Origin of the sequence: Microbacterium sp. Root166, assembly GCF_001427145.1 — a bacterium.
In the GTDB taxonomy this organism is placed as follows: domain Bacteria; phylum Actinomycetota; class Actinomycetes; order Actinomycetales; family Microbacteriaceae; genus Microbacterium.
In genome coordinates this window covers 321,244-338,690 of sequence record NZ_LMGL01000002.1, presented here as the reverse complement: position 1 = coordinate 338,690, position 17,447 = coordinate 321,244, and the positions used below count along the sequence as shown (strand labels likewise).

General features: G+C 69.4%; 14 protein-coding genes and 2 tRNA genes. 10 read left to right on the top strand and 6 right to left on the bottom strand.

What is annotated here, in order from left to right; genetic code table 11:
- Positions 1 to 1,743 carry a bifunctional 3'-5' exonuclease/DNA polymerase gene (locus ASD56_RS09360; protein ID WP_055964697.1) on the bottom strand — a complete coding sequence of 581 codons (1,743 nt, stop codon included), beginning with the start codon at positions 1,741 to 1,743 and terminating at the stop codon, positions 1 to 3.
- A 63-nt stretch (positions 1,744 to 1,806) separates the two neighbouring features.
- Positions 1,807 to 2,538 carry a zinc ribbon domain-containing protein gene (locus tag ASD56_RS09355; RefSeq protein WP_055964694.1) on the bottom strand — a complete coding sequence of 244 codons (732 nt, stop codon included), beginning with the start codon at positions 2,536 to 2,538 and terminating at the stop codon, positions 1,807 to 1,809.
- Between the two features lie 83 nt (positions 2,539 to 2,621).
- On the opposite strand from ASD56_RS09355, the gene ASD56_RS09350 reads away from it, so the two are divergent.
- The gene (locus tag ASD56_RS09350; protein WP_055964690.1) at positions 2,622 to 4,145 is read left to right on the top strand and encodes an amino acid permease; all 1,524 of its coding nucleotides are present in this window, start codon (positions 2,622 to 2,624) and stop codon (positions 4,143 to 4,145) included.
- 65 nt (positions 4,146 to 4,210) lie between these two features.
- On the opposite strand, the gene ASD56_RS09345 is transcribed toward ASD56_RS09350, so the two are convergent.
- Positions 4,211 to 4,283 (bottom strand) — tRNA-Val (locus ASD56_RS09345).
- A gap of 176 nt (positions 4,284 to 4,459) precedes the next feature.
- Here ASD56_RS09345 and aceE point away from each other — a divergent pair.
- The 6 genes from aceE (at position 4,460) to ASD56_RS09315 (ending at position 12,049) form a co-directional block, all read left to right on the top strand.
- On the top strand, positions 4,460 to 7,186 hold the full coding sequence (aceE, locus tag ASD56_RS09340) for a pyruvate dehydrogenase (acetyl-transferring), homodimeric type (RefSeq protein ID WP_055964687.1): 2,727 nt from the start codon (positions 4,460 to 4,462) through the stop codon (positions 7,184 to 7,186).
- Positions 7,187 to 7,194: 8 nt separating this feature from the next.
- Complete coding sequence (locus ASD56_RS09335) at positions 7,195 to 8,409, top strand: PucR family transcriptional regulator (RefSeq protein WP_055964685.1); 1,215 nt, start codon at positions 7,195 to 7,197, stop codon at positions 8,407 to 8,409.
- Positions 8,410 to 8,493: 84 nt separating this feature from the next.
- Entirely contained in the window at positions 8,494 to 9,411 is a 918-nt protein-coding gene (locus ASD56_RS09330; protein ID WP_055964681.1) for an ACP S-malonyltransferase, read from the top strand.
- A 12-nt stretch (positions 9,412 to 9,423) separates the two neighbouring features.
- The gene (locus tag ASD56_RS09325) at positions 9,424 to 10,425 is read left to right on the top strand and encodes a beta-ketoacyl-ACP synthase III (protein WP_055964678.1); all 1,002 of its coding nucleotides are present in this window, start codon (positions 9,424 to 9,426) and stop codon (positions 10,423 to 10,425) included.
- A 76-nt stretch (positions 10,426 to 10,501) separates the two neighbouring features.
- A complete protein-coding gene (locus ASD56_RS09320) occupies positions 10,502 to 10,750 on the top strand; it encodes an acyl carrier protein (protein WP_055964675.1) in 249 nt (82 codons plus the stop codon).
- A 60-nt stretch (positions 10,751 to 10,810) separates the two neighbouring features.
- The gene (locus ASD56_RS09315) at positions 10,811 to 12,049 is read left to right on the top strand and encodes a beta-ketoacyl-[acyl-carrier-protein] synthase family protein (RefSeq protein WP_055964672.1); all 1,239 of its coding nucleotides are present in this window, start codon (positions 10,811 to 10,813) and stop codon (positions 12,047 to 12,049) included.
- Positions 12,050 to 12,228: 179 nt separating this feature from the next.
- On the opposite strand, the gene ASD56_RS09310 is transcribed toward ASD56_RS09315, so the two are convergent.
- Together ASD56_RS09310 and ASD56_RS09305 are read right to left on the bottom strand one after the other, a co-directional pair.
- Positions 12,229 to 12,732, bottom strand: coding sequence for a DUF3145 domain-containing protein (locus ASD56_RS09310; RefSeq protein ID WP_055964669.1), 504 nt, complete (start codon positions 12,730 to 12,732; stop codon positions 12,229 to 12,231).
- Between the two features lie 188 nt (positions 12,733 to 12,920).
- The gene (locus tag ASD56_RS09305; RefSeq protein ID WP_055965833.1) at positions 12,921 to 13,694 is read right to left on the bottom strand and encodes a hypothetical protein; all 774 of its coding nucleotides are present in this window, start codon (positions 13,692 to 13,694) and stop codon (positions 12,921 to 12,923) included.
- 132 nt (positions 13,695 to 13,826) lie between these two features.
- Between ASD56_RS09305 and ASD56_RS09300 the strand changes: the two genes are divergently transcribed.
- From ASD56_RS09300 to ASD56_RS09290, 3 genes are all read left to right on the top strand, one after another.
- Positions 13,827 to 15,872 carry a DUF262 domain-containing protein gene (locus tag ASD56_RS09300; RefSeq protein ID WP_235565634.1) on the top strand — a complete coding sequence of 682 codons (2,046 nt, stop codon included), beginning with the start codon at positions 13,827 to 13,829 and terminating at the stop codon, positions 15,870 to 15,872.
- A gap of 35 nt (positions 15,873 to 15,907) precedes the next feature.
- A tRNA-Ile gene (locus ASD56_RS09295) sits at positions 15,908 to 15,981 on the top strand.
- A gap of 71 nt (positions 15,982 to 16,052) precedes the next feature.
- Positions 16,053 to 16,346: a hypothetical protein gene (locus tag ASD56_RS09290; RefSeq protein ID WP_055964663.1), complete on the top strand. Its 294-nt coding sequence runs from the start codon at positions 16,053 to 16,055 to the stop codon at positions 16,344 to 16,346.
- Here the strand turns inward: ASD56_RS09290 and ASD56_RS09285 are convergent, their stop codons facing one another.
- On the bottom strand, positions 16,347 to 17,429 hold the full coding sequence (locus ASD56_RS09285) for a DMT family transporter (protein WP_082541400.1): 1,083 nt from the start codon (positions 17,427 to 17,429) through the stop codon (positions 16,347 to 16,349).
- Between the last annotated feature and the right edge of the window lie 18 nt (positions 17,430 to 17,447).

The window sequence follows — 17,447 nt, the reverse complement described above, 5'->3', positions numbered from 1 at the left end:
TCAGTCCTTGCCGGCGCTGTCGGAGACGCGGACGTCCAGAAGGAAGTCCACGGAGAAATCGCCGAAGAGCAGCCTGCCGGCGGCGGTCGCGGCATCCGTCACGCACTGCGCCGCAGTCTCGGCCAGCGCTTCGGGTGCGTGGACGATCACCTCGTCGTGGAGGAAGAACGCGAGATGCGGATGCCGCGCGAAGACCGGGCCGGACCTCTCGCTGCCCTCGGCCGGAGGCACTGGCGGCAGCGCGAAGAGGCGTGCCCGGAGGTCGGCCATCCACGCCAGCGCCCATTCGGCCGCGGTGCCCTGCACGATGAAGTTGCGGGTGAACCGGCCGCGATCGCGAGCCCATCGGCGGGCGCGGGACTCGTCGGCCCCGGATGCCTCGGCCTCTGTCGCGCGCGACTGCGCCGCGTCCCACGTCTCCGACGGCGGCGGCGCGCTGCGGCCCAGCCAGGTCGAGACGATCCCGCCGTCCTCGCCCGTCTGCGCGGCGTCGTCGACCAGCCCCATGGCGCGCGGATAGATCCGGCGCAGTCGCGGCACGAGACGCCCCGACTCGCCAGTGGTGGCGCCGTACATCGCGCCGAGCAGGGCGATCTTGGCATCCTGACGCGACGCGACCGCGCCGCTCTCGACGATGCCGGCGTACAGGTCGCGACCGCGCGCGGCCGCGGCCAGTGCGGTGTCGCTCGCCATCGCCGCGAGCACCCGTGGTTCGAGCTGAGCGACGTCGGCGACGATCAGCTTCCACCCCGGGTCGGCGTGCACGGCGGGTCGCAGCTGCCTCGGCAGCTGCAGGGCTCCCCCGCCGGACGACGCCCAGCGCCCGGTGACCACGCCGCCCGGCACGAACACCGGCCGGAAGCGTCCGTCGGCGACCCACTCGTCCAGCCACGCCCAGCCGTTGGCCGAGAGCAGCCGGGACAGCTTCTTGTACTCGAGCAGCGGCTCGATCACCGGATGCCGCTGCTCGGCCAGCTCCCAGCGGCTCGTGGACTCGACCAGGACGCCGGCGCGGTGAAGAGCCCGCAACAGCTTGGGCTGCGAATCGAGGCTCACCGTCGGGTCGCCGAGCGCCTCGCGAACCCGGGCCGCCGCTGCGGCCAGCAGCGCCGGCTGTCCCCCGCCGAGTGGACGCTCACCCAGGGTCTCGGTGAGAATCCGGTCGTGCGCGCGCGCGTCCCAGGGCAGGCCGGCCGCGCGCAACTCCTCGGCGATCAGTGCGCCCGCGGACTCCGCAGCGACCAGCAGCCGTAGCCGGCCGGGGACGCGCGAACTCGCGACGGCGTCGCGCTGACGTATCCACTCGCCGAGCGCGGCGTCGAGCGAGGCGGGAGGCCCACTGGCCGCGCCGGTGGCGTCGAGATCGAAGAGGGTCGGAGCCTGGACCGTTTCCGCGACGAACGGTGGGGCATCCCACTCCACCGCGGCACGGAGCGCCTCACCGTTCGTCACCAGTTCTGAACGGCTCAGGATCGCGTGGACGAGGCGAAGGTCGTGGCACCGCGCGAGCCGAACGCCGGCGGCCAGGAGCTGCGGGTACCACTGCGGCGCGTCGTTCCACACCCAGCGAGGCGAGCCCGAGGCCTCCTGCACAGCGGCCCACCGCGGGAACGCCGATGCCTCCAGCCGCACCCGCTCCGATTCCACCCCGTCGCCATCCAGCAGCGCGGCGAAGACGGCGGCCTCATCGCGGCCGAGCACGATCCATGCAGGCGCCCTAGCGGCGTCCTCGGGTGAGACCACGACCGCGCCCCTTCCTGCGGCCGAACCCTTCGTGTCCCGCCGCCTGCGCGACGAGGGGCGGGCTCACAACCCGGATTCGTCGGTGCGCACGAGGATGCACCCGCACTCGGGGCAATTGACCACGAGGTCGTCCGGCGCCTGACGGAGGATGTTCAGATCGGATCCGGACAGGACCATCTGACAGCCCTCGCATGTGCGCGCACGCAGCAGCGCCGCCCCGTTGCCGCGGGCGGCGAGCTTTTCGTACAGCGCGAGAAGGTCCGCCGGCACGGTGGCCGCGATCGCGGCGCGGTCCCGGGACGCGGCGTCGAACGCCGCGGTGGCCTCGGCGACCACGCGCTTTCCCTCGGCGCTCAGCTCGGCACCCTGCGCGTTGGTCTCGGCGATGAGCGCCTCCTGCTCCGCGACCGACGCATCGGCCAGCTCGAGCTTCTCCATCAGCTCGAGCTCGGCATCCTCCAGATCGCTCTTGCGGCGCGCCAGCGACGCCAGTTCGCTCTCGAGACCCTGGGCCTCCTTCGAATTGCTCGACGCCGCGAGACGCTGAGCATCGCGCGCACTGCGCGCGTCGACGACCGCGACATCGGATTCGATGCGGGAGAGCTCGGTGCGCAGGTCATCACGTGCGCCGAGGCGCGTCGTCAGCTCCTGCGACAGGGTCTGGCGATGCGCCAGCAGTTCCTGCACCCGGGCACTCTGAGGCGGGTTCTTGCGGGCGAGGTCGGAGTGGCGGATGCGGGCATCGAGCTCGGCGACCTCGACGAGGCGGCGCTGGTCGGCGGGGCTGGCGTTCACGCCTCCAACCTACCCGGCCGTCGACGCCCGATCGGGTGCGGATTAGCATTCAACGGTCCCCTTTCCGACGAAAGCAGCGATAGATGAGCGTCCTCCGCACCAAATCCGTCGAGCAGTCGATCGCCGACACCGATGAGCCGGAGTTCCGGCTCAAGAAGTCGCTGAGCGCCGTCGACCTCACGGTCTTCGGGATCGGCGTCGTCATCGGCGCCGGCATCTTCACGCTCACCGGCCGCGCCGCCCACGATGTGGCCGGCCCCGCCATCGTGATCAGCTTCGCCGTGGCGGCCATCGCCTGCGCGCTCGCGGCACTTTGCTACGCCGAGTTCGCCTCGACCGTCCCCGTCGCAGGATCCGCCTACACGTTCTCGTACTCGTCGCTCGGCGAGCTTTTCGCCTGGATCATCGGCTGGGACCTCATCCTCGAGATGTTCCTCGGCGCCAGCGTGGTGGCGCAGGGGTGGAGCGCGTATCTCGGCACGCTGATGGCGCAGCTAGGGATGCCGATCCCCGAGGCCATCGGTTACGGGGGCACCGTCGATCTCATGGCGATCCTGCTGGTCGTGGTGCTCGGCGGGCTGATGACCTTCGGCATCAAGGAGTCCCTGCGGGTCAACATGGTGCTCGTGGGCGTGAAGCTGTTCATCGTCCTGTTCGTCATCATCGCCGGGATCATGTTCATCAACCCGGCGAACTGGTCGCCGTTCATCCCCGAGGCTGCGCCGCGCGAGACCGCGAACGGCCTCACCCAGCCGCTGCTGCAGTTCCTCTCCGGCATCGAGCCCACAGCCTTCGGGGTCGGCGGCATCTTCGCCGGCGCGGCGCTGGTGTTCTTCGCCTACATCGGCTTCGACGTGGTCGCGACCACCGCCGAAGAGACCAAAAACCCGCAGCGCGACCTGCCCATCGGCATCATCGCCTCGCTCATCATCTGCACGCTGCTCTACTGCGCGGTGGCGCTGGTCGTGACGGGGATGGTGCCCTACGAGGACCTCGACCCGGCGGCGGCCCTCGCCAACGCGTTCGTCTTCCACGGCGCGGACTGGATGGCGACGCTGATCTCCGCGGGCGCCGTGGCGGGCCTGACCACGGTCGTCCTGACGCTGCTGATCGGCGCGACCCGCATCATCTTCGCGATGTCGCGCGACGCGCTCCTGCCGGTGGGTCTCGCCAAGGTGCACCCGAGGTTCCGCACGCCGTGGGTCATCTCGATCGTCGTCACGGCGATCGTCGCGGTCGTCGCCGGCTTCACGCCGATCGGCCTCCTCGAGGAGATGGTCAACATCGGCACGCTGTCGGCGTTCGTGCTCGTCGCGGTCGGAGTGATCGTGCTGCGTCGCAAGCGGCCCGATCTCCCGCGCGCCTTCCGGGTGCCGTTCAGCCCGTGGCTGCCCGCACTGTCGGCGGCGATCTGCATCTACCTGATGCTCAACCTGACGGTCGAGACGTGGCTGCGGTTCCTGGTGTGGCTGGCGATCGGCTTCATCATCTACTTCGCCTACTCGCGGCAGCGGTCGCGCATCGGACAGCCCGGATACATGGACATCACGCGGCCGGAGGTCGTCTCCCACCGTCGTGACGACAGCGACGACGACCCGCGGGCATAGCGGCGACTCGCAGAAGACGCAGAGGGCATGGTGCCGGAATCCGGTGCCACGCCCTCTGCTGTCCGTGGGCCCTGCCGGGATCGAACCGACGACATCCACGGTGTAAACGTGGCGCTCTACCAGCTGAGCTAAAGGCCCTCGCCGAGCAGTCTAGAAGGTCGCGGCCGATGTCGGCCGTGCGGGCGCTTCACACGGCACCGAGTGCTCGTCCGAATCGGTAGGCTTATGGACGGTGCGTTGTGCACGGTGAACAAACCCTCCACGCTCCGGTAGCCATTCTCTGGCACGATCTGCCAGACGACGAAAGGTCTTCTGTGACTGTCAACGATCAGGATCCGTATTCGCAGGACTCCCTCGACAGCGATCCCGACGAGACCTCCGAGTGGCAGGAGTCCCTGCAGCAGCTCGTCCAGGCCAAGGGCCACGGCCGCGGTCGCGAGATCATGCTGAGCCTGCTGAAGACCTCGCACGACCTGCACCTGGGCGTGCCGATGGTTCCGACGACGGACTACATCAACACGATCGCGCCCGAGAACGAGGCCGAGTTCCCCGGTGACGAGGAGATCGAGCGGCGCTACCGCGCCTGGGTCCGGTGGAACGCCGCGATCACGGTGCACCGCGCACAGCGCCCCGGCATCGGGGTGGGCGGCCACATCTCGACCTACGCGTCGTCTGCAGCCCTCTACGAGGTCGGCTTCAACCACTTCTTCCGCGGCCAGGACCACCCGTCCGGCGGAGACCAGATCTTCGTCCAGGGCCACGCCTCCCCCGGCACGTACGCCCGCGCGTTCCTCGAGGGCCGTCTGACCGAGGCGCAGCTCGACGGCTTCCGCCAGGAGAAGTCGGCCTCGCCCAACGGCATCCCCTCGTACCCGCACCCGCGTCTGATGCCGGACTTCTGGCAGTTCCCGACCGTGTCGATGGGCCTCGGCCCGATCAACGCGATCTACCAGGCGATGAGCAACAAGTACCTCGCCAACCGCGGCATCAAGGACGTCGCCGACTCGCACGTGTGGGCCTTCCTGGGCGACGGCGAGATGGACGAGGTCGAGAGCCGCGGTCAGCTTCAGGTCGCCGCGAACGAGGGCCTGGACAACCTCACCTTCGTCGTGAACGCGAACCTCCAGCGTCTCGACGGCCCGGTGCGCGGAAACGGCAAGATCATCCAGGAACTCGAGAGCTTCTTCCGCGGTGCCGGCTGGAACGTCATCAAGGTGGTGTGGGGCCGCGAGTGGGACGACCTCCTCGCCCGCGACACCGACGGTGCCCTGCGCAACCTCATGAACGTCACCCCGGACGGCGACTACCAGACCTTCAAGACCGAGAGCGGCGCCTACGTCCGCGAGAACTTCTTCGGTCGCGACGAGCGCGCTCTCGAGCTGGTCAAGGACTACTCCGACGACCAGATCTGGGGCCTCAAGCGCGGAGGCCACGACTACCGCAAGGTCTACGCGGCGTACAAGGCCGCGATGGAGCACAAGGGCCAGCCCACGGTCATCATCGCCAAGACCATCAAGGGCTACGGCCTCGGTCCGCACTTCGAGGGGCGCAACGCGACGCACCAGATGAAGAAGATGACGCTCGACGACCTGAAGCAGTTCCGTGACTCGATGCACATCCCGGTCACCGATGCGCAGCTCGAAGAGAACCCGTACCAGCCGCCGTACTACAACCCCGGACCCCAGGACGAGACGATCCAGTACCTGCTGGAGCGCCGCCGCGATCTGGGCGGCTTCGTTCCGGAGCGTCGCACGCACCACGTCGGACTGACGCTTCCGGACGACTCGGCGTACGCGCTCCCCAAGAAGGGCTCGGGCACTCAGGAGATCGCCACCACGATGGCGTTCGTCCGTCTGCTGAAGGATCTGCTGCGCGCCAAGGACTTCGGTCACCGCATCGTGCCGATCATCCCCGACGAGGCACGCACGTTCGGCATGGACGCGTACTTCCCCACGGCCAAGATCTACAACCCCAAGGGACAGCACTACACCTCGGTCGACCGCGAGCTGCTCCTGGCGTACAAGGAGAGCCCGCAGGGCCAGATCATCCACGTCGGCATCAACGAGGCCGGCGCCGTGGCCGCCTTCACTGCGGCGGGAACGTCGTACTCGACCCACGGCGAGCCGCTCATCCCGGTCTACGTCTTCTACTCGATGTTCGGGTTCCAGCGCACCGGCGACGCCCAGTGGGCGGCCGGTGACCAGATGGCGCGCGGCTTCATCATCGGCGCCACCGCCGGTCGCACCACCCTGACCGGCGAGGGCCTCCAGCACGCCGACGGCCACTCGCACCTGCTCGCGTCGACGAACCCGGCCACGGTGTCGTACGACCCGGCGTACGGGTACGAGATCGCCCACATCGTGCGCTCGGGCATCGAGCGCATGTACGGCGGCAACCACCCCGACCCCAACGTCATGTACTACATGACGGTCTACAACGAGCCGTACGTGCAGCCGGCCGAGCCGGAGAACGTGGACGTCGACGGCATCGTGCGCGGCATCCACCGCATCTCCTCCCCCGAGGGCGAAGGCGCGCGCGCCCAGATCCTCGCGTCGGGCGTCGGTGTGCAGTGGGCACTCGAGGCGCAGCAGCTGCTGCGGGACGACTGGGGCGTGCATGCGGACATCTGGTCGGTGACGTCCTGGAACGAGCTGCGACGCGACGGCCTGGCCGCCGACGAGCACAACTTCCTCCACCCGGGTGAGGCACCGCGCACCGCGTACGTGACCGAGAAGCTGAGGGATGCTCCAGGACCGGTGGTGGCCGTGAGCGACTTCATGCACGCCGTGCAGGACCAGATCCGGCCCTGGGTGCAGCACCGCTTCGTGACCCTGGGTGCGGACGGCTTCGGCTTCTCCGACACCCGCGCGGCCGCCCGGCGCTACTTCAAGATCGACGGGCCTTCGATCGTCGTCCGCACGCTCCAGGCGCTCGCCGCCGACGGAATCGTGGACGCCTCGCTCGCGGGTCAGGCGATCGAGAAGTACCGTCTGCACGATGTGACGGCCGGAACGAGCGGGAACGCCGGCGGCGAGAGCTGACCGGCGCCATGTCCGGCCCCGCCACGATGGACAAGCCCGAGACACTCGTCTGGCTCCGGCGCATCTCGGGCGACCTCGCGACGGCGACCATCCAGCGGCTGGAGGACACGCTCCCCTGGTACGCGGAGATGCCGCCGGCGCGGCGATCCGCCGTTGGGCTGGTCGCGCAGGCCGGAATCACGTCGTTCATCTCGTGGTACGACGACCCCGCCTCCACCCCGTGGATCGCGGCCGACATCTTCCTGGCCGCTCCGCGCGAGCTGCTCCGCAGCGTGAGCCTGACTCAGACGCTGCAGCTCATCCGGGTCACGGTGGAGGTCACCGAGGAGCGCGTCGCGGGCAAGGGCGAGCACCTGCGTGAGGCGATCCTGCTCTACTCGCGCGAGGTCGCCTTCGCCGCGGCGGACGTGTACGCGCGCGCGGCCGAGGCACGTGGACTGTGGGATGCCCGCCTCGAGGCGCTCGTCGTCGACTCGATCCTGACCGGCGAGGCGGACGAAGAGCTGCCCAGCCGCATCGCGGCCCTGGGCTGGCACGGCCACGGCGAGGTGTCGGTGCTCGTCGGCACGACGCCGCCGCAGTTCGACATCGACCAGCTGCGCCGCACCGCCCGCAAGCTCGGCGTCGACGTGCTCATCGGCGTGCAGGGGTCCCGCCTCGTGCTGGTGCTCGGCCGGGCCGAGCCGCCCACGCGCCCCGACGACGTTCCGGGCGAGCTGCCCTTCACCGACATCGCGCGTCAGCTGGAACCCGGGTTCGGCCCGGGCTTCCTCGTGCTCGGACCCGCCGTGCCCGCCCTCGTCGACGCCGGCCTCAGCGCACGGGCCGCTCTCGCGGGCTTCGCCGTCGCGCGCGCCTGGCGCCACGCACCGCGCCCGGTGGAGGCGGACGATCTGCTGCCCGAGCGCGCCCTGGCCGGCGACCCGCTCGCGAAGCAGACGCTGGTGGAGCGCATCTACCGTCCGCTGCAGGCCCACAGCACCGACCTCGTCGCGACGCTGTGGAGTTACCTCGACAACGGGCGCTCCCTCGAAGCGACGGCCCGCGAGCTCTTCGTGCACCCCAACACCGTCCGGTATCGGCTGAAGCGCGTCACCGAGGTGATCGGCTGGGACGCCACGGGTCCCCGCGAGGCGCTGATCCTGCAGACGGCCCTCATCCTCGGCTCCATCGGCACCGATGCCACGAGGCGCCGGCCGCCGGTGCGCCGCGGACCCCACTGATCTGTCCGATCCAGACAAAGGCTTCCCGCTTTCTTGTGTCGTGATCGTCAGAAACACCCCGTCGTTCCTTGAAAGGATGAACAGGTGAGAATCGCGGTCTTCCCCGGTCAGGGCTCCCAGTCCCCCGGCTTCCTGTCCCCCTGGCTCGCCCTCGACGGCTCCGCCGACCGCCTCGCCGAATACTCGGAGTGGTCCGGCGTCGACCTGATCGCTGCGGGAACGGAGTGGGATGCCGACCGCATCCGCGACACGCAGGTGGCGCAGCCGCTCATCGTCGCGGCGAGCCTGCTGTCGTGGAACGCCCTGGAATCGCGCGACGACGTCGCCGGGGTCGCCGGCCACTCGGTCGGCGAGTTCGCCGCCGCGGCCGCGGCCGGGATCCTCAGCGAGGAAGACGCCCTCCGGCTCGTCGGCATCCGCGGCCGGGCCATGGCCGAGGCTGCTGCGGCAGAGCGCACCGGCATGAGCGCCGTCATCGGCGGGGACGAGGCAGCCGTCGTGGCGCGCCTCGAAGAGCTCGCACTCACCCCCGCCAACTACAACGGCGGCGGCCAGCTCGTCGCCGCGGGTGCGCTCGACGGCCTCCAAGCGCTCAGCGCCGAGCCGCCGGCCGGCACCCGGGTCATCACGCTGCAGGTCGCCGGCGCGTTCCACACGCGCTACATGGCACCGGCGGTCCAGACGCTGCGCACCGCCGCGGCATCCGTCACGGCCGCAGATCCGCGCGTCACGATCTGGACCAACCGCGACGGCTCGACGGTCGAGTCCGGAGCACGCTTCGTGGACCTGCTCGTCGACCAGGTCGCCTCGCCGGTGCGCTGGGACCTGTGCATGGCCGCTTTCGCCGCTGCGGGAGTGTCGGGCCTCATCGAGCTCACCCCCGCCGGTACGCTCGCGGGGCTCGCCAAGCGGGCGCTGCGCGGCGTCCCCAGCGTCGCCGTCAAGACCCCCGACGACCTCGCCGCTGCCACGACGCTGCTCAGCGCCGCCGTCGAAGCCTGACCGGAGAACCGCATGTCCCCCACGCTCATCCAGCCCACCGGCGCTGCCCATACCCGCATCTACTCGTACGGTGCGGCGCGCGGCGAGCTGTCGGTTCCCAACGACGACCTGATCGGCCCGATCGACTCGAGCGACGAGTGGATCCGCCAGCGCACCGGCATCATCACGCGTACGCGCGCGGTGCCCGAGACGGACGCGATCGACCTGGCCACGGATGCCGGGCGCGAGGCCATCGAGCGCTCCGGCGTCGAGGCGTCGAAGATCGACGCCGTCATCGTGGCGACGGTCAGCAACCCCAAGCAGACGCCATCGGTGGCCGCGATCGTCGCCGACCGTGTCGGGTCGAACCCCGCGGCCGCGTACGACGTCAACGCGGCATGTGCCGGCTTCGCGTACGGCGTGGCCCAGGCCGACGCACTGGTGCGCGCCGGGGCCGCGACCTACGCTCTCGTGATCGGCACGGAGAAGCTCAGCGACATCGTCGATCCCGCCGACCGCTCGATCTCGTTCCTCCTCGGCGACGGCGCGGGCGCCGTGGTCATCGGCCCGAGCGACACCCCCGGAATCGGACCCACGGTGTGGGGCTCCGACGGCTCCAAGGCAGAGGCGGTGGGGATGAACCACACCCTCACCGACTTCCGTGACGGCAAGGCGCCGTGGCCGACACTGCGCCAGGAGGGCCCCACCGTCTTCCGCTGGGCCGTCTGGGAGATGGTGAAGGTCGCACGCCAGGCCCTTGAGGCAGCCGGCATCGAGGCGTCCGATCTGGCCGCCTTCGTGCCCCACCAGGCGAACATGCGCATCATCGACGAATTCGCCAAGCAGCTCGGCCTTCCGGAGACCGTGGTGATCGGCCGCGACATCGAGACGACCGGCAACACCTCGGCCGCCTCCATCCCGCTCGCGACCCATCGCCTGCTCGAGGAGCACCCGGAACTCAGCGGCGGGCTCGCCCTGCAGATCGGCTTCGGCGCCGGCCTCGTCTTCGGCGCACAGGTCGTCGTCCTGCCCTGAGGCCCATCCGGCCCGACCCTAGACTTGACGCGGACCGCCCCGGTCCGACATCCCCCGAAGAAAAACAGGAGAAACCATGGCATTCACCAGCGACGAGGTCCTCGCAGGGCTCGCCGAGCTCATCACCGACGAGACCGGCATCTCTGCCGACGAGGTCGCCCTCGAGAAGTCGTTCACCGACGACCTCGACATCGACTCGATCTCGATGATGACGATCGTCGTCAACGCCGAGGAGAAGTTCGGCGTCACCATCCCCGACGACGAGGTCAAGAACCTCAAGACCGTCGGCGACGCCGTCAGCTACATCACGTCGAACCAGGCGTAAGGAACATCCCGGTGGGGGCCTCAGGCCCCCACCGGCCCAGCACCGAGGATCCTGATCTCAATGACCAAACCCCGCATCGTCGTCACCGGCATCGGAGCGTCCACCCCTCTCGGGGGCACCGCGCCCGAGAGCTGGGCCGCCCTTCTGGGCGGGACGTCCGGCACCCACACGCTCGAGTACGACTGGGTGGGCGAGTACCAGATCCCGGTGACGTTCGCCGCGCAGGCGGCCGTCCGGCCCGACTCCGTGCTGGACCGCCCGGTGGCCAATCGCCTCGACCCCTCCGCTCAGTTCGCGCTCGTCGCCGCCAAAGAGGCGTGGGCGGATGCGGGTGAGCCCGACGTCGAGCCGGAGCGCTTCGGCGTCGACTTCGCGACGGGCATCGGCGGGCTCCAGACCACCCTCGCGGCGTGGGACACGCTGAAGGAGAAGGGCCCGCGGCGGGTCATGCCGATGAGTGTTCCGATGCTCATGCCGAACGCGCCGGCTGCGGCCGTCTCGATGCACCTCGGCGCCCGTGCGTACGCCCGCACCGTCGCCTCGGCGTGCGCGTCGAGCACCGAGTCGCTGGTGAACGCCTACGACGCGCTCCGCGCCGGCCACGCCGACGTCATCATCGCCGGTGGCTCCGAGGCCGTCATCCACCCGCTCACGTTGGCCGCGTTCGCCTCGATGCAGGCGCTCTCCAAGCGCAACGACTCCCCCGAGACGGCTTCGCGCCCCTACAGCGTCGACCGCGACGGCTTCGTCATGGGGGAAGGCGCCGCCTGTCTCGTGCTCGAGACCCTCGAGCACGCTCAGGCTCGCGGCGCGAAGATCTACGCCGAGGTCGTCGGCGGCGGCGTCACGGCGGACTCGTACCACATCACCGCACCCGAGCCCGAGGGCCTGGGCGCGTCCCGGGCGGTTCGGCTCGCGCTCGAAGCCGCCGGCGCGACACCCGATGACGTCACCCACATCAACGCGCATGCGACGTCGACGCCCACCGGCGACATCGCCGAGTACAAGGCGCTTCTCAGCGTCTTCGGCGACCGCCTGCACGAGATCCCGGTGTCGGCCACGAAGGCGTCCACCGGACATCTGCTCGGCGGCACCGGCGCTCTCGAGGCGATCTTCTCGGTGCTGGCGATCCGCGACCGCGTCGCTCCCCCGACGATCAACATCTCGGAGCAGGACCCCGAGATCCCGCTGCGCGTGTCGGGCGAGACGCAGCCGCTCGGCGACGGCCCCCAGCTCGCGATCAGCAACTCGTTCGGCTTCGGCGGGCACAACGCGGTGGTCGCGTTCCGCTCGCTCTGACCGACGCACACGAAGACGCCCCCGGGAAGCCACCGGGGGCGTCTGTCGTTTCAGGCGGCGATTCGATTTCCCGCGGTCCGGGACTTCGGTCTCCGAGCATCGGTAGTCACGCCTCGCGCGCCTGAGTCTGTGGAGTTGTGGATGCCGCGCCGGGCGCGGACAGGTCGGCCGAGGGCCTCTCAGCCGACCTTGTGGAGCCAGACGACAGGGGCGTCGTCGCTGGCGTGACGGAACGCCTCGAGCTCTTCGTCCCACGCGGCGCCGAGCGCGACCTGCAGCTCGTGGTGCAGCTCGACGGCATTGCCGGCCGCGACCTCCATCGCGTACCGGATGCGGTCCTCGCCGATGACGACGTTGCCCGCGGTGTCGGTCTGCGCATAGTGGATGCCGAGCCCCGGCGTGTGCAGCCAGCGGCCGCCGTCGCTGCGCGGAGTGGGATCCTCGGTCACTTCGAACCGCAGGTGCTCCCAGCCGCGGATGGCTGTGGCCAGGGCGGCGCCGGTACCGGCGGTGCCCTCCCAGTAGAACTCGGTGCGCCGGCTGCCGGACAGCACGGGCTGGTCAGACCAGTCGAAGCTGACCGCGCGTCCGAGCGCACGACCGACAGCCCACTCGAGGTGGGGGCACAACGCTCGTGGCGCAGAGTGAATATAGATCACTCCACGCGCCTGTGGTGTCGCCATGATCTCTCCGTTTCATCAGGTGCGTCTTCCCCAACGACCTGAACGGGCTATCTGGCGGGCTATTCGGTTGTGCTCCTGCGATTATCGCCCATGCGAGCGCTGAATGACAAGGCTGTGATTACCGTGTCGCGAGGACGACTGAGGCCCCGGTCCAGCGGGACCGGGGCCTCAGCGCACAGCAGACGGACTCAGGCCTCGCTCATCGCGATCTTCGCGGCCTGACCCTTGGCCGCGTAGTACGCGGCACGGGCCGCATCGCGGCGGGCCTGCTCGACCTGGCCGGCCTCGAGGACGTCCTGCGGGACCTCGACGCTCTCGACCCGGTTCACGCCGTTGTACTTGGCGATGTAGGCGTCCAGCTCGGGGCCCGACGTCCACGACGTGATGAGGTTGTACCGGGGCTCGCTGCCGACGTGGGTCGCGGCGTGCCACAGGCGCTGGGTGTCGATGATGAGCTGCGCGCCGGCGGGGAGCGCGATGCGCGTCTCGCCTGCGGGGTCGGTCCGGTTCTCGCGCAGGACGAAGAAGCTGTCCTTGTCGTCGGTGAGGTTGAAGAACCCGCGGACGACCCAGCCGGTGCCGTCCGGGTTGAGACGGTTGTTGTCGTCCTGGTGCAGGTTGTAGAGGCAGTCGCCGTAGGTGTTCGGCTGCAGCTCGATCACTCGGCAGCGGCCGATGTTGGCTCCCGGCTCCTGAGCGCGGCGCGTCAGGTTCGGGGCCTTCTCGACCTGCGAGGGGATGAAGACGCCGTCCTTGTCGGTGCGCGGCGGCTTGTGGTTCCAGAACCCGTTGCACTCGATGTCGCCGAAGGCGCTGGCGAGCGGCGCGAAACGGGTGTCGCCCGAGGACTTCCAGTCGACATACTCGATGTCGAGCCATTCCTTCGGGTCGAGCTCCTGGTTGTAGCGATCGAGGACCACGTAGCCGGTCTCTTCGAGCGCAGCGGACTTGATGTAACCCATGAGGTGGATCACCTTTCGTAGGGGGCCAGCACGTTTTAACAGGCCCAACTTAGGCAAGCCTACATCGGGCTCTCGAGTGGTCCCGGGGAGTCGCGGCGGCAATCATCGAGGTCGCTCGGACGGCCCATAGACTTGATCGAGACCCGAACTCCCGAGGAGCCCCACGCCACGATGGTCACCGCCACGAACGTCGACGCGACCGCGGTCAACACCATCGACTGGCTGTCCACCGCCGACGTGACGATCGTCGTCCCGGTCTACCAACGGCAGTATCGGTGGGACATCGGAGCCTGCGAGCAGCTCCTGGCCGACATCCGGGCCGTCGCCGACCTCAACGACCGGCACATGCACTTCATCGGGTCGATCCTGTCGTCCGATCGCGCCGACGGCGAGGGCGCCGAACTCGTCCTCATCGACGGGCAGCAGCGGATCACGACGCTCATGCTGCTCGTAGCCGCGCTCCACCACACCCTGATGGCTGAAGACAGCGAGGTGACGCCGCAGCTGCAGCGCGTCCTGGTCGCGTCCCACGACCCGGAGCGCACGAAGCTGCGTCCGCACCGGGCCTGGGCCGAGGTCTTCGAGCGCGTGGTCCTCGCACCCGGCGGCGCCACCGGCGCGCGCGACTCCCGGTTCGACGACAACTACGCCTTCTTCCGCAGTCAGATCAGCCTCGACGAGGCACCCCGCATCTGGCGCGGACTGCAGAAGCTCGAGCACGTGGCCATCACGCTCGGCAGCGGTGCGAACGCCCAGCAGATCTTCGAGAGCCTGAACTCGACGGGCGAGCCGCTGCGCGATCACGAGCTCATCCACAACTACGTGCTGATGGGCCTTTCGCACGCCGAACAGCGCGAGATCGAAGCGGACTTCTGGCTGCCCATCGAGCTGAACACCGGCGACGCGATCGCGGAGTTCTGGCGCCATTACCTGATCATGGCGACCGGCCGCGAGATCACCGGGGGCGCCGGCGGCCGAGGCGTGTACGACGCCTTCCGCCACACGTTCCCGCGTCTGGAGATCGACGACCTGCGCGCTCACGCAGCCCGGTGGCGGGCGCACGCCGAGATCTACCGGGTCCTGCGCGACCCCTCGGCGGCTCCGGATGCCGAGATCGGCCGACAGCTCGGATACGTCAACACCTTCGGCTCGGGCCTGTATCCCCTCGTGATGCGCGCGTACGACGACTTCCTCCGCGGCGTGATCGATCGCGAGGAGCTCATCGAAACCCTCGAGATGGTGCAGGCGCTGCTGATGCGGCGCGCGATCGTGGGGACCAGCACGGATCGTCTTGTGGCGCGCCTGTGCCGTGCGCGGGAGGAGGGGGCGGATGCTCTCGCCCACGCCATCGGACGCATCACGCCGTCCGATGAGCGGGTGCGGGTGGCCCTCAAGTACTCCGATCTCCCCCACCCGGTCTACGTACTCGGCCGGCTGGCGGGCGTTTCCGACACCCACGGCTTCGAGGTCGACCACATCGTCCCGCTCACGCCGGGTGAGTCCTGGAGCGGTGACGGCACACGCGAGTGGGCCGAGTACACCGAGGACGAGCAGAACAGTCATCGTGCGCTCGCGCAGACCCTCGGCAACCTCGCCCTTCTCGAGCAGGAGCTCGCCGAGCGCGTCTTCGATCGCAGCTTCCCCGCCAAGCGCGCCGCGTTCGCCCGGAGCGCCGTCGCTTCCACCCGTGACCTCGCGGATCTCGGCGAGTGGAGCACACGGGCCATCGCCGAGCGCTCGAGTGCGCTGTCCGACCGCTTCGTCCAGGTGTGGGCACGGCCGGGATCGCCGGGGATCGACGACGACGGGCTCACACCCGTCCTCGACGCGGTTCGCCGACGTGGCTGGCCGCCCGGGTGGGAGCGCGAGTGGGACTACGTCGAGTACCGCGGCGAGCATTGGGAGGTTCCCGATGTGAAGTATCTCTTCAACCGCGTCTTCAAGCGGCTGTGGGCGGATTCCCGTACCGATGTCGTCTCGTACAGCGAACGTCGCGGCGGACCCGTCTACGAGGCCCGGTCGTGGAACGGTCAGTGGGACCAGCTCGACGACGACCACTTCCTCTATATGGGCTGGGACTCCAGCTATATGCTCAGCGCAGTGCAGGGTGTCCTCGAAGAGGCCGGCCTCGCGCCCGAGGTGTTCGTCAAGTACTCCTACATCGGCGCGGTGATGTAGCTCGCGTCACCGGGCGTTAGGCTCGATGTTCGCAGGGGGCGGTGGCCAAGCTGGTCAAGGCAGCGGGCTCATAACCCGACGATCGTGGGTTCAAGTCCCACCCGCCCTACCGTCCGATGAGGAGCGGCCGTCTCGGCCGCTCCTCATCTTTCGTTCGGGGGCGCGTGGCACAATCGTCCCGTGGATGCGATCGGCTGGGCGGTGATGGGCGTGGTGTGCGCGGCCACCGTCGTGCTGATCGCCCTGGCTCCGCGACTCAAGCGCGACCACCTGCGCAAGCAGCTGGACGGCGAGGCCGGCGGCTCACTGTCCGGCGTCGGCGCCGGGTTCGATGCGGTCTGGCGCCCATCGGCGGAAGACGCCCACGCCCAGTGGGAGGCTCAGGTCGAGATGCCCGCGCCGGCTCCGGCACCCGGCGACAAGGGCAGCGTCGACGAGGGCAGGCTGGTCATCGAGGTAGATCAGCCGAAGTGATCAGGGCTGCGAGCCGTCGCCCTTGTCTTTGACCGGCGGGTCCGGCCACACCTTCGCGACGGCCTCGGTGACGCGCAGCGAACCCGTGCTCGGATGCGCCACATCGCCGCCGCCGCTGCTGCCGCGCTGGATCGGGATCTCCTTGCTGTCGCTGAGCACCTGCGGATGGTAGCGGGCGAGCTGGAAGACTCCCCATACCGCGATCGCGCCCACGATCGCGAAGGCGATGTACACCCACAGCGGCGCACCGGCGGCTTCATTGAGGACGATCAGGCCGATCAGAATGGCGACGATGGGGTCGATGACCGTGAGCCCGGCGATCACGAGGTCCGGCGGTCCGGACGAGTACGCGGTCTGCACGAAGTACGCGCCGACGATCGCGGTGATGATGAGGGCGGCGAGGCACGTCAGCGTCAGCCACTCGAAGTCATCGTTCTGTATGCGTGTGATGACGACCTTCGCCAGGGTCGCGACGAAGCCGTAGATGACGCCGGCGGCGGTGATGTAGAACAGCGCGCCGACGTGGTGGCGCTTCCAGATCCACAATCCGCCGAACACCACGGTGACGACGCCGAGCAGGATCAGGATCGTGACGAGCTGCTGGTTCGAGACCGGAGCATCGGTGGCGTACAGGGCGGCGATGGTGACGAAGACGAAGATGCCTCCGACGCACGCCGCGATCGCGATCAGTGAGCGTCTGGTCGGCTTGTGCCCGCTGATCTGGGCGTTGAGCAGCGTCGTGATGACCAGGGCGATCGCGCCGAGAGGCTGGACGACGATGAGCGGCGCGTACGACAGGGCGGCGAGCTGGCAGACGATGGCGAGGCCCAGCATGACGGTGCCGACGACCCACGAGGGCCGTCGCACGAGGCGCCACAGCTGGCCGCCGCTGAGACCGCCGGTGGAGGCGCCACCGCTGAGCTTCTCGACCTTCGTGACTCCGCGGTGCTGGTACTGCGCTCCGAAAGACATGAACACCGCGCCGAGCAGCGCCAGTGGGATTCCGATGAGCAGACCGGGGTTCTGGAATACGCCGACGAGTGTCTCGCCCACGTCCTGAAGCTCGTTCGCCGTCCACACCACACGACGACACTAGCCGCC

Bases quoted from the DNA above. Each gene is read 5' to 3' on its own strand.
- ASD56_RS09305 (WP_055965833.1), bottom strand. From the start codon at position 13,694: ATGGGTTACATCAAGTCCGCTGCGCTCGAAGAGACCGGCTACGTGGTC.
- ASD56_RS09325 (WP_055964678.1), top strand. From the start codon at position 9,424: ATGTCCCCCACGCTCATCCAGCCCACCGGCGCTGCCCATACCCGCATC.
- ASD56_RS09315 (WP_055964672.1), top strand. From the start codon at position 10,811: ATGACCAAACCCCGCATCGTCGTCACCGGCATCGGAGCGTCCACCCCT.
- ASD56_RS09335 (WP_055964685.1), top strand. From the start codon at position 7,195: ATGTCCGGCCCCGCCACGATGGACAAGCCCGAGACACTCGTCTGGCTC.
- ASD56_RS09350 (WP_055964690.1), top strand. From the start codon at position 2,622: ATGAGCGTCCTCCGCACCAAATCCGTCGAGCAGTCGATCGCCGACACC.
- ASD56_RS09310 (WP_055964669.1), bottom strand. From the start codon at position 12,732: ATGGCGACACCACAGGCGCGTGGAGTGATCTATATTCACTCTGCGCCA.
- ASD56_RS09320 (WP_055964675.1), top strand. From the start codon at position 10,502: ATGGCATTCACCAGCGACGAGGTCCTCGCAGGGCTCGCCGAGCTCATC.